Annotated in this window: 14 protein-coding genes; 9 read left to right on the top strand and 5 right to left on the bottom strand. The window is 63.9% G+C overall.

What is annotated here, in order from left to right; translation table 11 throughout:
* The first annotated feature begins 32 nt into the window (after positions 1–32).
* Together AC4NN3_RS06265 and AC4NN3_RS06260 are read left to right on the top strand one after the other, a co-directional pair.
* Positions 33–911 carry a carbohydrate ABC transporter permease gene (locus tag AC4NN3_RS06265; RefSeq protein ID WP_491926213.1) on the top strand — a complete coding sequence of 293 codons (879 nt, stop codon included), beginning with the start codon at positions 33–35 and terminating at the stop codon, positions 909–911.
* Complete coding sequence (locus tag AC4NN3_RS06260; RefSeq protein ID WP_491926212.1) at positions 908–1,792, top strand: carbohydrate ABC transporter permease; 885 nt, start codon at positions 908–910, stop codon at positions 1,790–1,792. Before AC4NN3_RS06265 ends, AC4NN3_RS06260 begins: the two co-directional genes overlap by 4 nt.
* 35 nt (positions 1,793–1,827) lie before the next feature.
* Here AC4NN3_RS06260 and AC4NN3_RS06255 read toward each other — a convergent pair whose 3' ends face one another.
* Genes AC4NN3_RS06255 through choX form a run of 4 tightly spaced genes read right to left on the bottom strand, consistent with a single transcriptional unit; the run spans position 1,828 to position 5,251 of the window.
* On the bottom strand, positions 1,828–2,346 hold the full coding sequence (locus tag AC4NN3_RS06255; protein ID WP_491926211.1) for a prolyl-tRNA synthetase associated domain-containing protein: 519 nt from the start codon (positions 2,344–2,346) through the stop codon (positions 1,828–1,830).
* 30 nt (positions 2,347–2,376) lie between these two features.
* A complete protein-coding gene (choV, locus tag AC4NN3_RS06250) occupies positions 2,377–3,426 on the bottom strand; it encodes a choline ABC transporter ATP-binding protein (protein ID WP_491926210.1) in 1,050 nt (349 codons plus the stop codon).
* A gap of 4 nt (positions 3,427–3,430) precedes the next feature.
* Positions 3,431–4,264: a choline ABC transporter permease subunit gene (gene choW / locus AC4NN3_RS06245; RefSeq protein ID WP_491926209.1), complete on the bottom strand. Its 834-nt coding sequence runs from the start codon at positions 4,262–4,264 to the stop codon at positions 3,431–3,433.
* 60 nt (positions 4,265–4,324) lie between these two features.
* The gene (choX, locus tag AC4NN3_RS06240; protein ID WP_491926208.1) at positions 4,325–5,251 is read right to left on the bottom strand and encodes a choline ABC transporter substrate-binding protein; all 927 of its coding nucleotides are present in this window, start codon (positions 5,249–5,251) and stop codon (positions 4,325–4,327) included.
* Positions 5,252–5,366: 115 nt separating this feature from the next.
* On the opposite strand from choX, the gene betI reads away from it, so the two are divergent.
* The 5 genes from betI to AC4NN3_RS06215 all read left to right on the top strand — a co-directional run bounded on the left by betI (position 5,367) and on the right by AC4NN3_RS06215 (position 10,903).
* Positions 5,367–5,969 (top strand): transcriptional regulator BetI, encoded by a 603-nt coding sequence (betI, locus tag AC4NN3_RS06235; RefSeq protein WP_491926207.1) that lies wholly within the window; start codon positions 5,367–5,369, stop codon positions 5,967–5,969.
* A complete protein-coding gene (gene betC / locus AC4NN3_RS06230; protein WP_491926206.1) occupies positions 5,953–7,470 on the top strand; it encodes a choline-sulfatase in 1,518 nt (505 codons plus the stop codon). The genes betI and betC overlap by 17 nt, the downstream gene beginning before the upstream one ends.
* Positions 7,470–8,933, top strand: a complete 1,464-nt coding sequence (gene betB, locus AC4NN3_RS06225) for a betaine-aldehyde dehydrogenase (protein ID WP_491926205.1) — start codon at positions 7,470–7,472, stop codon at positions 8,931–8,933. Before betC ends, betB begins: the two co-directional genes overlap by 1 nt.
* Positions 8,934–8,944: 11 nt before the next feature.
* Positions 8,945–10,606 (top strand): choline dehydrogenase, encoded by a 1,662-nt coding sequence (gene betA, locus AC4NN3_RS06220; protein ID WP_491926204.1) that lies wholly within the window; start codon positions 8,945–8,947, stop codon positions 10,604–10,606.
* Between the two features lie 108 nt (positions 10,607–10,714).
* On the top strand, positions 10,715–10,903 hold the full coding sequence (locus AC4NN3_RS06215; RefSeq protein ID WP_491926203.1) for a hypothetical protein: 189 nt from the start codon (positions 10,715–10,717) through the stop codon (positions 10,901–10,903).
* On the opposite strand, the gene AC4NN3_RS06210 is transcribed toward AC4NN3_RS06215, so the two are convergent.
* Complete coding sequence (locus AC4NN3_RS06210; RefSeq protein ID WP_491926202.1) at positions 10,900–11,865, bottom strand: GlxA family transcriptional regulator; 966 nt, start codon at positions 11,863–11,865, stop codon at positions 10,900–10,902. The two genes, AC4NN3_RS06215 and AC4NN3_RS06210, sit on opposite strands and share 4 nt — an antisense overlap.
* A 138-nt stretch (positions 11,866–12,003) precedes the next feature.
* Here AC4NN3_RS06210 and AC4NN3_RS06205 point away from each other — a divergent pair, with 138 nt between their 5' ends.
* Both AC4NN3_RS06205 and AC4NN3_RS06200 read left to right on the top strand, forming a co-directional pair.
* Positions 12,004–13,260, top strand: coding sequence for an aromatic ring-hydroxylating oxygenase subunit alpha (locus tag AC4NN3_RS06205; RefSeq protein WP_491926201.1), 1,257 nt, complete (start codon positions 12,004–12,006; stop codon positions 13,258–13,260).
* Complete coding sequence (locus tag AC4NN3_RS06200; protein ID WP_491926200.1) at positions 13,257–14,390, top strand: FAD-binding oxidoreductase; 1,134 nt, start codon at positions 13,257–13,259, stop codon at positions 14,388–14,390. The genes AC4NN3_RS06205 and AC4NN3_RS06200 overlap by 4 nt, the downstream gene beginning before the upstream one ends.
* Positions 14,391–14,415: the final 25 nt, after the last annotated feature.

Genomic DNA, 14,415 nt, shown 5'->3' with positions numbered 1-14,415 from the left:
CCGCCGGACCCCCCATCAAGGTCGGAGCACCCATGATCAGGAACCAACGCCGCGAAGTAGTGGTCGCCTATCTTCTCATTCTTCCCTTCGTGCTGACCTATGGCGTGCTGTTCCTGTGGCCGACCGTGCAGATGGTCTATCTCAGCTTCACCGATGCGCCCCTGATCGGGCCCGGCAGCTGGATCGGGCTGGAAAACTACATCGAAATGTTCGATGACCGCCGTTTCTGGACCGCGGTGCGCAACACCGCTTATTTTGTAGCCCTGACGGTGGTCCCCAATACGCTGATCGGCCTGGCCATTGCCATGATGGTGTCGCGCCTCAAGGGCTGGCAGCAGAGCATCATCCTGGCCATGTTCTTCCTGCCCTATATCCTGCCGGTTTCGGTCGTCTACCGGATCTGGAACTGGATGTTCAACCTGCAGTTCGGCATCATGCAATATCCGCTGACCTGGATCTTTGGCGAGAAGACCCCCGTCTTCCGTACCCAGTGGATGTTCATGCCAGCCGTGGCCTTCGTCACCATCTGGTGGACCTGCGGCTTCAATATCCTGCTCTTCCTGTCCGGGCTGCGGTCGATCTCCACCGACATCTATGAGGCGGCCGCGCTCGACAATGCCAATCGCTGGACCATTTTCCGCCGCATCACCTGGCCGCTGATCTGGCCGGTCACCGCTTTGGTGCTGACTATCCAGCTGATCCTGCAGCTCAAGATCTTCGATCAGGTCTATCTCTTCGTGCAGGGCGGTCGTCCCGACCCCTCCATGGTGCTGGTGCAATATATCTACAGCCAGGCGTTCCAGAAGAACGAGGGCGGCTATGCCGCGGCAATCTCCGTGGCCTTGTTCGTCATCGTCATTGTCTTTTCCATCCTGCAATTCCAGTTCCTGCGTGCGCGAGGTGAGAAATGAGCGTCCTTGAAACCCCGCGCGCCGCGGCAGCCGCTCCGGCGCGCTTCGGCACCGGCCGGTCGCTCGATATCGGCGGCCTGCTGCTGACCGCGATCACGGTGATCTTTGCCCTGCTCTGGGCCTTCCCGATCTATTGGGGCGTGGTCACCTCGCTCAAGCCGGAATCCCAGGTCATTTCCGCCACGGTGGAATTCCTGCCGCGCACCTGGTCGATCGAGGCCTATTGGCATGTGATGGTCAACACCATGATCGGCCGCTGGTACATCAACTCCATGGTGACCTCGCTGGGTGTCACGGCCATCACCCTGGCCACCAGCGCGCTCACCGCCTATGCCCTGTCCCAGCTCCGCTTCCCCGGCCGCACCGTGCTCTGGTACCTGATCCTGGCCAGCTTCATGGTTCCGCTCACCGCCCTGATCGTCAACCACTTCATCCTCATGGCGCAGCTGTCGCTGATCAATACCTGGATGGGTGTCATCCTGCCCCAGCTGATCCACCCCGTGGTGATCATCGTCTACAAGAACTTCTTTGACTCCGTGCCCAAGGAATATCGCGAAGCCGCCATGATGGACTCGGCCAGCGAATGGCGCATCTTCAGCCGCATCTATCTGCCGATGAACTGGGGCGTCACCACGGCCCTGTCCATCGTCATCTTCATCGGCGCCTGGAACAACTTCCTCTGGCCGTTCCTCGCCGTGTCCCGCCCGGAAATGATGAACGTTGCCGTCGGCATCACCCAGGTCAACGACGCCTTTGGCGTGCAATATGCCCGCGAACTGGCCGGTGCCATGATGGCGGCCTTGCTGGTGGCCGTGCTCTACCTGATCTTCCAGCGCCGCGTGACCCAGGCCATCATGCTCTCGGCCGGCGTCAAGGGCTGATCCCTGTGCTCCGGCGGCCTTGGCCGCCGGAGCCCTCATGCCGCCGGCGTCGCCAGCGCATCGAAGTCGACAATTACCGGCCGGTGGCCCAGTGCGTCCAGCACCCGCAGCAGCTCGGCGCTGCTCAGCGACACCGTCGCCAGATTGGTCAGCGGATGCATGGTGACGCGGGGCTGCGCCAGCATGTCGGCGGCCAGCACCAGCTGCACGGCGTGATCTATGTCGTTGATCAGGGCCAGCGGGCTCACCGAGCCCTGCGCCACCCCCAGCGCCGCGTCGAGCGTTTCCGCGCTGGCAAAGGAGAACTTCTTGGCGCCCAGCTGCGCCGCCAGCGCCTTGAGGTCGAGGCGCCGGTCGGTCGGCACGCAGACCAGCCACAGCCCGCTCTTGGCGCCCTTGAGCATCAGGTTCTTGGTATGCACACCCTCGAGCGCCGACCAATAGGGCAGGGCCTCCTCCACGGTGTGCACGGGGGGATGCTCGATGCTGATGGGCGTGATGCCCAGCCTGGCAAACAGCGCGGTAAGCGGGGCGCGCGGGTCCGAAAGGGTCATGCGCTGGTCACCTGTATTAAGCGCTGTCGATCAATGCACGCCGGCATTGTCGCGCGCCGGCTTGCGCCGCAGCGCCGACACGACGTTGGCGTTGAAGATGCTGCCCACCAGTTGCCCGTCGGCCCCGCGCACGCACACCGACGATGCCCCGGCGGAGAGCTGTTCGATGACCGCCGCCAGGGAACTGTCCGCCGGCACGGCATTCTCGCCATTACCGATCGGCGGCGACATGATGTCCATGGCGCGCAGTACATTGAGCGGGTTCATATGCGCCACGAAATCCTCGACATAATCGTCGGCCGGATTGGCGATGATCTCCTGCGGCGTGCCGCACTGCACGATGCGCCCGCCCTCCATCAGCGCGATGCGATTGCCCAGCTTGAACGCCTCGTCGAGGTCATGGCTGACAAAGATGATGGTACGCTTGAGCTTGGCCTGCAGCTCCAGCAACTCGTCCTGCAGCCGCGAGCGAATGAGCGGATCGAGGGCTGAGAAGGGCTCGTCCATCAGCAGGATCGGCGCCTCGGTGGCAAAGGCCCGCGCCAGCCCGACGCGCTGCTGCATGCCGCCCGACAGCTGGCCCACATTGCGGTCGGCCCAGTCGGTCAGGCCCACCAGCTCGAGCTGGTCGCGCGCTTTGGCCTCGCGCTGCGATTTCGTCATGCCGTCGAGCTCAAGGCCGAGGCCCACATTGTCGAGGACGCTGCGCCAGGGCAACAGGCCGAACTGCTGGAACACCATCGCGACGCACTTGCGCCGCAACCGCAGCAGTTCTTCGCGCGTGCAGGATGCCGGATTGGCCGACCAGTTTCCATCAATCACCGTAACCCCGCCGCGCACCACCGGGTTGAGCCCGTTGACCGCCCGCAGCAGGGTGGATTTGCCCGAACCCGACAGGCCCATCAGCACCAGGATCTCGCCCTTCTTGACGCTCAGCGAGCAGTCATGCACCCCCAGGATCTGCCGCGTCTCTTGCTGGATCTCCTGGCGCGTCTTTCCCTCGTCCATCAGCGGCAGCGCCAGGGCCGGGTTGGCGCCGAACACGATACTGACCTTGTCGAAGATGACGGCGTCGTCCATCGCTCTATTCCTTCCGGATGCGCAGCATGCGGTCGAGCACGATGGCCACGACCACGATGACCAGTCCGCTCTCGAAGCCGAGCGCAGTATTGACCGAATTGAGTGCCCGCACCACCGGCACCCCCAGCCCGTCCGCACCGACCAGCGCGGCCACAACCACCATCGACAGCGACAGCATGATGGTCTGGTTGAGGCCCGCCATGACCTGGGGCAGGGCGAAGGGCAGTTCCACCTTGAACAGCTTCTGGTGTGGCGTGCCGCCAAAGGCTTCCACGGCCTCGAGCAGAGCCGGCGGCGTCGATGAAATGCCCAGATGCGTCATCCGGATCGGCGCCGGCAGCACGAAGATGACCGTGGCGATGAGTCCCGGTACCATGCCGATGCCGAAAAACACGATGGCCGGGATCAGGTAGACGAAGGTCGGCAGCGTCTGCATCAGGTCCAGGATCGGCTGCAGGAACTGGTAGAGCCGCGGCCGGTGCGCCGTGGCGATGCCGATCGGCACGCCGATGGCCATGCACACCGCGCAGGCCGAAATCACCAGCGTCAGGCTCTCGGTGGTCTGCTCCCAATAGCCCTGGTTGAGGATGAACAGCATGCCCAGCAGCGTTATCAGGCAGGTGGCCCAGCTGCGCTGCAGCCACCAGGTGATGCCGACAAAAATGGCGACGATGACCAGCGGATGGGGGGTCTGCAATATCCACAGCAGGGCATCGATCAGTGCCTCGGCGGCGTCCGACATGGTGTCGAACACCCCGCGGAAATTGTCGCGCAGCAGGATGAAGAAGTCGCTCGCCCAGCGTCCCACCGGAATTTTGTAGTTGGTCAGCCAATCCACGGTTCACATCCCCCGAAAGCAGAAAGGCCCGGTCGTTGCCGACCGGGCCTGTGGCTCATTCTAGCTGTCCAGCAAGGCCTGGACCGCCGCGGCACCGTCGCCGCCCTCAAGAGTGGTCACACCTTCGACCCAGCCCAGTGCGGTTTCCGGATTGGCCTTCAGCCATTCCAGCGTCGCGTTGGCCGGATCGGCGCCGTCATTGAGAATCTTGCCCATGATCTCGTTTTCCATCGGTAGGGAGAACTTCAGATTGGCCAGCAGCTTGCCGACATTGGGGCATTCGGCGGCATAGCCCTTGCGGGTCACGGTGTCGACGACGCCTTCACCGCCAAAGAAGTCCTCGCCGCCCGGCAGGTATTTGAGGTCAAACTTGGCATTCATCGGGTGTGGTTCCCAGCCCAGGAAGACGACATCCTTGTTGTCCCGCACGGCGCGGTCAACTTCGGCCAGCATCCCCTGCTCGGAGCTTTCCACCACCTTGAAGCCGCCCAGGCCATGCGTATCGGCATCCACCAGGCCGATCAGGTAGCCATTGCCCTCATTGCCGGGCTCGATGCCGTAGATGGTGCTGTTGAGCGCCTCGGCAAATTCGGCGATCTTGGAATAGTCGGTCAGGCCCTTGTCATAGGTATAGCTCGGCACGGCCAGCGTGTACTTTGTGCCTTCGAGATTGGTGGCCACCTTCTCGACTTCGCCGGTCTCCAGATAGGGGCCGATGGCGCCCTGCTGCGCCGGCAGCCACGTCCCCAGGAACACGTCGACGTCGTCGCTTTCAAGCGACGCATAGGTCACCGGCACCGACAGCACCTTCACGTTCACCTTGTAGCCCAGCGCTTCGAGCACGTGCTTGGTGGTTGCGGTGGTGGTGGTGATGTCGGTCCAGCCCACATCGGAAAAAATCACGGTATCGCAGTCGGCTGCAAAAGCGGTTCCCGCCAGCAGCGACAGCGCCAAGGCACTGGTCAGAGTAAGGGTGGTCTTTCTCATAATCCGTCGTCTCCTGTTTGCGGGTAAGTGAGGCGAAGTCTTTTTCTTGATTGACGGCTCAATCAAAAGCGAGACAATCGCAAATGTAAACTTAAATTATGGGCAGCCCCCTGAAATGCCAAAAATCGGTGCAGAGGCAATACGGCGAAAAGCCATGGTGGAAGCGGCCATCAGCGAGATCGGCGAAGCCGGCAGCCTCGACGTCACGGTGAGCCAGATCGCCCGGCGCGCCGGCATGTCGCCGGCTCTGGCGCATCACTATTTTGGCAGCAAGGACCAGATGTTTCTGGCCGCCATGCGCCATATCCTGCGCCTTTATGGCGCCAGCGTCCGCCGCCGCAGCGCCGGCGTCGATTCGCCGATCGGGCGCATCGACGCCATTATCGAAGCCAGCTTTGCGCCCGACCAGTTCCACCGCGACGTGGTGGCCGCCTGGTTGACCTTCTATGTCCGGGCGCTGCAATCGCCCGAAGCCAGCCGGCTGCTGCAAGTCTATGCCCGCCGGCTGCACTCCAATCTGGTATACAACCTGCGCCAGCTCGTTGACCCGGCGACGGCCGAGTCATTGGCGCAGGGGCTCGCCGCATTGATCGACGGCTTCTACATCCGCCACGCACTGCAGGATTTTGCCCCCGCCCGGGCCGATGTGCGCGCCATGGTTTTTGATTATCTCGAGCTCAGCCTCGCCCGGAAAGGTATCCATGTCCGCGCAGCCTAACATCCTCATCATCATGGTCGATCAGCTCAGCGGCACGCTGTTTCCCGATGGCCCGGCCGACTGGCTGCATGCGCCCCATCTCAAGGCGCTGGCGCGGCGCTCCGCCCGCTTCGCCAATACCTATACGGCCTCCCCGCTCTGCGCGCCGGGCCGGGCCAGCTTCATGTCCGGGCAATTGCCACATCGCACCCGGGTCTATGACAATGCCGCCGAGTTCGGCTCCGACATCCCGACCTATGCCCATCACCTGCGCGCCGCCGGCTATGCCACCACCCTGTCGGGCAAGATGCATTTCGTCGGCCCGGACCAGTTGCATGGCTTCGAAGAGCGACTGACCACCGACATCTATCCGGCCGATTTCGGCTGGACCCCGGACTATGACAAGCCCGGCGAGCGCATCGACTGGTGGTATCACAATCTCGGCTCGGTCAAGGGCGCCGGAATAGCCGAGATCACCAACCAGCTCGAATATGACGACGAGGTCGCCTTCAACGCCACGCGCAAGATCTACGACCTCGGCCGCCGGCTCGAGGAGCGGCCCTGGATGCTGACGGTCAGCTTCACCCATCCGCACGATCCCTATGTCGCCCGCCGGAAATACTGGGATCTCTATGAGGACTGTGCGCATCTCGACCCGGAAACGGCGCCCATCGCCTATGAAGATCAGGACCCGCATGCGCAGCGGCTGATGGATGCCTGCGACTTCCGCGGGCTCGACATCAGCGCCGACGATGTGCGCCGCTCGCGCCGCGCCTATTTTGCCAACATATCCTATGTCGATGACAAGATTGGCGAAATTCTTGCCGCGCTGGAGGGCACGCGCCAGGCCGACAATACCATTGTGGTCTTCGTCTCCGACCATGGCGACATGCTCGGCGAGCGCGGGCTGTGGTTCAAGATGAACTTCCTCGAGGGCTCGGCGCGCGTGCCGCTGATGATCGCCGCGCCCGGCCTGCCGGCAGGTCGCGTCGACACCCCGGTCAGCACCATGGATCTGACGCCCACGCTCTGCGATCTGGCCGGCATTTCGCTCGACAAGATCGCCCCCTGGACCGATGGGGAAACCCTGCTGCCGCTGGCCAGGGGCGTGGCGCGGACCTCGCCCGTGCTGCTGGAATATGCAGCCGAGGGCTCGATCGCCCCCCTGGTGTGCCTGCGCCAGGGAAAGTGGAAATACATTGAATGCCCGGCCGATCCGACCCAACTGTTTGATCTGTCACGTGATCCGCACGAGCTGACCAATCTGGCCAGCGATCCGGCCTATGCCGAAACGCTTGCCGGTTTCGCGGCCAGGGCCCGAGAGATCTGGGATCTGGATGCCTTTGACGCCGACGTGCGCGCCAGCCAGGCGCGGCGCCATGTCGTCTATGCCGCCCTGCGCAATGGCGCCTATTATCCTTGGGATTTCCAGCCCTTGCAGCAGGCATCCGAGCGCTACATGCGCAATCACATGGACCTCAATGTGCTCGAAGAGAGCAAGCGTTTCCCGAGGGGCGAATGATGCGCGACGTACAGCCGACCGCCAGCCATTTCATCGACGGACGCTATGTGGAAGACGTCGCAGGACAGTCGATCCTGAGCATCTTTCCGGCCAAAAATGTTGTCATAGCGCGACTCCATTCCGCCACCCCATCGATCATTGAAGCGGCGCTGGCCTCGGCCGTGCGCGCACAGAAGGAATGGGGCGCGCTCAAGCCCGTCATGCGCGGCCGGGTTCTGCGTAAAGCCGCGGACATCATCCGCGCTCGCAACCAGGAGCTCTCCGAGATCGAGACGCTCGATACCGGCAAGCCCATCCAGGAAACCCTGGTGGCCGACGCTGCCTCGGGCGCCGATGCGCTGGAATATTTCGCCGGTCTTGCCGCCACCATGACGGGGGAGACCATCCCCGTCGGTGACGGCGACTTCGTCTATACCATCCGCGAGCCGCTCGGCGTCTGCGTCGGCATCGGCGCCTGGAACTACCCCACCCAGATCGCCTGCTGGAAGGCGGCCCCGGCGCTTGCCGCCGGCAATGCCATGATCTTCAAGCCGTCCGAGCTGACGCCGCTGGGCGCCCTCAAGCTGGCCGAAATCCTCATTGAGGCCGGCGCTCCGGCCGGCCTGTTCAACGTCGTGCAGGGCTATGGCGATGTGGGTGCGGCGCTGGTGACCGACCCGCGCGTGGCCAAGGTCTCGCTGACCGGCTCGGTGCCGACCGGCAGGAAGGTCTATGCCGCCGCCGCCGCCGGCATGAAGTACGTCACCATGGAACTGGGCGGCAAGTCGCCCCTGATCATTTTCGACGACGCCGATCTCGACAGCGCCGTCAGCGCCGCCATCAATGCCAATTTCTATTCGTCCGGCCAGGTCTGCTCCAACGGCACCCGCGTCTTCGTGCACGATGCCATCCGCCCGACCTTCCTCGAACGCCTGGTCGCGCGCACCGCCACGGCCATTATCGGCGATCCGCTCGACGCGGCAACCCAGGTCGGGCCGCTGGTTTCGGAGGCCCAGCGCAACAAGGTGCTCGGCTTCATCGAAGCCGGCAAGGCCGAGGGCGCCAAGCTGCTCATCGGGGGCAGGGTACCGCCCAGCCAGAATGAGGGCTTCTATGTCGAGCCGACGGTCTTTGCCGAGGTCACCGACGACATGACCATTGCCCGGGAGGAAATCTTCGGGCCCGTAATGGCCGTGCTCGGCTTTGCCGACGAGGCCGATGTCATCGCCCGCGCCAACGCCACCGAATTCGGCCTCGCAGCCGGCGTGTTCACCGCCGATCTGGCCAGGGCGCACCGCGTCATCGCCCAGCTCGAGGCCGGCACCTGCTGGATCAATACCTACAATATCACCCCGGTCGAGGCGCCCTTCGGGGGCGTCAAGCTGTCCGGCGTCGGCCGCGAGAATTCGCGCGCCGCGCTCTATCACTACAGCCAGATCAAATCGGTCTATGTCGCCAGCAATCCCGTTGCGGCCGCCTATTAGGAGCGTTCGGCATGGAAGCTGATTTCGTCATCATCGGGTCGGGCTCGGCCGGCGGCGCCATAGCGGCGCGGCTTAGCGAAGACGGCAAGCATTCCGTCATCGTGCTCGAATTCGGCGGCTCCGATATCGGCCCGCTGATCCAGATGCCGGCCGCCTTGAGCTATCCGATGAACATGCCGCGCTATGACTGGGGCTTCCGCACCGAGCCTGAGCCGCATCTGGGCGGACGCACCCTCGGCGTGCCGCGCGGCAAGGTGATCGGCGGCTCGTCCTCGATCAATGGCATGGTCTATGTGCGCGGTCATGCCGAGGACTATGACCACTGGGCCCAAAGCGGCGCCACCGGCTGGGGCTATGCCGACGTGGTTCCCTATTTCAAGCGCATGGAACACTGGCACCCCGGCAGCCATGGCGGCGATCCGGACCGCCGCGGCAAGGCTGGCCCGCTGCATGTAACGCGCGGCAAGCGTGACAACCCGCTGTTCAAGACCTTTGTCGAGGCCGGAAAACAGGCCGGTTTCGAGCTGACCGACGACTATAATGGCGAAAAGCAGGAGGGCTTCGGCCCGATGGAGCAGACGGTCTGGCAGGGCCGGCGCTGGTCGGTCGCCAATGCCTATCTCAAGCCCGCCCTGAAAAGAGCCAACCTCACGCTGCTCAAATGCTTTGCGCGCAGGATAGTGATCGAGCAGGGCCGTGCCGTGGGCGTCGAGATCGAGCGCGGCGGCCAGGTCGAGGTGGTCAGGGCCCGGCGCGAGGTCATCGTCGCGGCGTCTTCGATCAATTCCCCAAAACTCCTGCTGCTATCGGGCATCGGCCCCGCCGCCCAGCTGGCCGCGCATGGCATTCCACTGGTAGCCGACCGCCCCGGCGTCGGCGCCAACCTGCAGGACCACATGGAGCTCTATATCCAGCAGGCCTCCACCCAGCCCATCACGCTCTACAAGCACTGGAATCTGCTCGGCAAGGCACTGATCGGTGCGCAATGGCTGTTCTTCAAGAATGGCCTGGGCGCCTCCAACCAGTTCGAGAGCGCTGCCTTCATCCGCTCCAAGGCCGGGGTCAAATATCCCGACATCCAGTTCCACTTCATCCCCATCGCCGTGCGCTATGACGGCCAGGCCGCCGCCGAGGGCCATGGCTTCCAGGCCCATGTCGGCCCCATGCGCTCGGCTTCGCGCGGCGCGGTGACGCTGCGCTCCTCAGATCCCAAGGACGCGCCGCGCATCCAGTTCAACTACATGTCCGCGCCGCAGGACTGGGCCGATTTCCGCCACTGCATCCGCATCACCCGCGAGATTTTTGGCCAGCCCGCCTTCGACCCCTATCGCGGCAAGGAAATCCTGCCCGGCGCGGCCTACCAGACCGACGACGAGCTCGACGACCATATCCGCCGCCACGCCGAAAGCGCCTATCACCCCTGCGGCACCTGCAGGATGGGCAGAGCCAGCGATCCCATGGCCGTTGTTGATCCCGAACTGCGCGTCATCGGCGTCGATGGCCTGCGGGTGGCCGACAGCTCGATCTTCCCGCGCATCACCAATGGCAACCTCAACGGCCCCTCCATCATGGTGGGCGAAAAGGCTTCCGACCACATCCTGGGCAAGCCCATGCTGCCGGCGGACAATGACGTCCCCTGGATCAATCCGCGCTGGGAAAGCTCGGACCGCTAGTCAGCCACCGATCTCCTCACCCGAACGTGACGGCCGCGACCGCTCACCGTTCAGTTTGCGTACAACTCTCGCCTGATTTCCTGCGTTGCTAGAGCATGGAGGCTAGCAATGGGATTGATCAGGATTTCGCGTGCCCACTTTGACCCGGTGACCATGCTGCTGCATTTCGATGCGACGGCCCGTATCGGTGCCTGCCTGACCACCGTGGTCTCCAGCATTCGCCTGGCAGCCCGGCCGCGCGGTGAATCGGCGCTGCGCTGGGCCATCATGCAGAAGCTGCGCGACGTGACCCGCTAGGCCGCCGCCGCCGCCGCGCCCCTGCGTTCCACGCTCGGGCTGTGCCCGAAAAACTCTGTATAGCTCTGTGAGAAATACGACGCCGAGTTGAAGCCACAGGCCACCGCCACCTCCAGCACCGGTATCGCCGTATGCCGCAGCAGCTGGCAGGCATGGTCGAGCCGCAGTTTGAGATAATGCCGGCTCGGCGGATGCCCGACATGCTTCCAGAACAATCGCTCCAGCTGGCGGTTGGACAGCCCCACGCTTTTGGCAAACTGGCTCATGGTCAGCGGCCGGTCGATGGTCTGCTCCATCAGGATGACCACGCGCAGCAGCTTGGGATGGGCCACCCCGAGGCGCGTGCGTAGGTCCATGCGCTGCCGCTCGCCGGCCTCGCGGATGCGGTGATGGATGAGCTGGTCCGTGACGGCCCGCGACACCTGCTCGCCATGGTCGCGCTTGATCAGGCTGAGCATCATGTCGGCCGCCGCCACGCCGCCGGCGCAGGTAAAGCGGTCGCGGTCGATCTCGAACAGGTCTTCGCCGATCTCGAGATCGGGGAAGTCCAGCTGCATGCCAGGCCGGTTTTCCCAGTGGATGGTCGAGCGGTAGCCGTCGAGCAGGCCGGCCTTGGCCAGCACATAGGCGCCGGTGCAGACGGCGCCGGCGGCCGCGCCGGACTTGGTCAGGCGGCGCAGCACCGCCAGCAGCGCGCGGTGGTCGATCCGCTTGACCTCGACGCCCGAGCACACGACCACGGCATCCATTGAACTGGCGTCGCGGAAGGCCCGGTCGACCTTGACCTCGACGCCGTTAGACGCCTGGGCGGTAATGCCATCCACCGAGTGCAGCTGCCATTGATAGAGCGTCTTGCCGCTCACCCGATTGGCCAGGCGCAGCGGTTCGATCGCGGCGGTGAAGGCAATCATCGAGAACTGCTCGGTCAGCATGAAGCCAATATTTTGCGCACTGCCTGCCATGTGTGCCCCCGCCACCGAACAATGTCGGAAAACCTAAAGCCATTGTCGTTCCGGTTCAAGTGGATCGCTGAAATCCAGTCAACTGTCAGGCCAGTCGAGGTCGATCATGCCTCGTGTCTCTGTTGAGGAGAGGCGTCTATGCTGGACAAGGCTTCGTATCTTCATGCGCTGCTGCAGGGCCGCCAGCCGGGGCATAGTCTCGATGCCCCTTTCTATACCTCGCCCGAAGTCTTCGCGGCGGATATGGACGCGATCTTCTCCCGCCACTGGATCTATGTTGGCGTCGAGCCCGACGTGCCTGAGCCGGGCGATGTCATGACCATCGATATCGGTCCAAGTTCCATCCTCATCGTCCGCGACGACGACAACGCCGTCAAAGCCTTCCACAATGTCTGCCGCCATCGCGGCGCCAGGCTGATCGACGAGGAAAAGACCACGGTGGGTAACCTGGTCTGCCGCTATCACTCCTGGACCTACAATCTCGACGGCGACCTGGTGCATGCGCCCCATATGGGCGCTGATTTCGACCGCTCCTGCAAGGGTCTCAAGCCGGTCAACCTGCGCTCGCTCGAAGGCCTGCTGTTCATCTGCCTTTCCGATGATCCGCCCGAGGACTTCGACGACATGGCCGCCCGCATGGGGCCCTATATCGCCCCGCACAAGGTGCGCGAGACCAGGATCGCCTATCAGAGCGACCTGATCGAGATGGGTAACTGGAAGCTGACGCTCGAGAACAACCGCGAGTGCTATCACTGCGAGGCCAACCATCCCGAGTTGACGGTGCCGCTGTTTGCCTATGGCTTCGGCTTTGCCCCTGAAGAGATGGACCCTATCGACCTCGCCAATGCCCAGCGCTACGAGGCTTTGCGCCAGGTCAGCCATGCCGAATGGGAGGGCATGGGCCTGCCATCGCGCGAGATCGATGAGCTCGACAGCCGCGTCACCGGCTTCCGCACCGAGCGCCTGCCGCTTGATGGCAATGGCGAAAGCCACACCATGGATACCCGCGCCGCCTGTCGCCTGCCGCTGGGCGCCTTCACCAATGCCAAGCTGGGGGGCCTCAGCTTCTGGACCCAGCCCAATTCCTGGCACCATTTCCTGGGCGACCACATCGTCACTTTTGCCGTCTTTCCGCTCGATGCCGGCCGCACCCTGGTGCGCACCAAATGGCTGGTCAACAAGAATGCCGTCGAGGGCGTCGATTACGACCTCGCCAACCTCATTGAGGTCTGGACCGCCACCAACCTGCAGGACGCGGCGCTGGTGGAAATGTGCCAGCGCGGTGCGGAAAACCCGGCCTATGAGCCCGGTCCCTATTCGCCCAATACCGAGATGCTGGTCGAAAAATTTGTCCGTTGGTATATCGGCCGCATGGCCGAGCATGTCGGCGCATGAAGGTTCTCGAAGGCGGCTTCGGCCCGAGCGACGAGACCGCGCCCGCTTTGCGGCTGCCCGACGAACTGTGGGACAGCGAGAATGACGACGCGCTGATCTGCCAGGCCGTGCGCGACGAGACCGCGGACGTCAAGACCTTCGTGCTGCGCCCGGTGATCCCGCGCCGCATGCGCTATCAGCCGGGTCAGTTCATGACCTATGCCTTCGATATTGGCGGCGAGACCATCAACCGCTGCTACACCATTTCCTCGGCCCCCACGCGCCCCGACACCATCTCGATCACCGTCAAGCGCGTGCCCGGCGGCCCGGTCTCCAACTGGCTGCACGACAATCTGCGCCCCGGCATGCAGCTCAAGGCGCTCGGCCCCATGGGGGCCTTTACCTGCTACGCCCATCCCGCGCCGCGCTACCTGTTCCTGTCCGGCGGCAGCGGCATCACTCCATTGATGTCGATGGCCCGCACCTTCCACGATCTGGGTGAGCAGGAAGACATCGTCTTCGTCCACGCCGCCCGCAGCCCAGCGGACATCATCTTCCGCGAAGAGCTCGAGCTGATGAGCCGGCTCAGCGACAAATTTCGTTTCGTCCCGGTGGTGGAATCCGTCAGCCCGCTGGCCGCATTTTCCGGCCTGCGCGGCCGCGTTTCGGCCGCCATGCTGGAAACCGTCGCGCCGGATTTCCTGACGCGCGAGATCTTCGTCTGCGGTCCGGCGCCCTATATGGCCGCCATGCGCGACATGCTGGCCCGGCTCGGCTTCGACATGAGCCACTATCACGAGGAAAGCTTCAACTTCGAAGCCCTGCCGGCCGCCGACAAGGCTGATGTCGTCATCGGCGAGGCCATGCTTGAGGCCGCCCCCGACATCAGGACCTTCAAGGTCGAGTTCACCCGGACGCGCCGCGCCATCGACGTGCCCGAGAACATGACCGTGCTCGAGGCGGCCAAGCGCGCCGGCATGCGGCTGCCCTCGTCCTGCACCCAGGGCATGTGCGGCACCTGCAAGAGCAAAAAGCTCTCCGGCACGGTGGACATGAGCCACCAGGGCGGCATCCGCCAGCGCGAAATCGACGCCGGCATGGTGCTGCTGTGCTGCTCCAAGCCCACCAGCGACCTGGTGATCGAACGCTAATTGTCTGTCTGAAAACGGGGGATAT

Source organism: Devosia sp. MDV22-iso42 (assembly GCF_058629155.1).
This window is presented reverse-complemented; position numbering and strand designations above follow the sequence as displayed.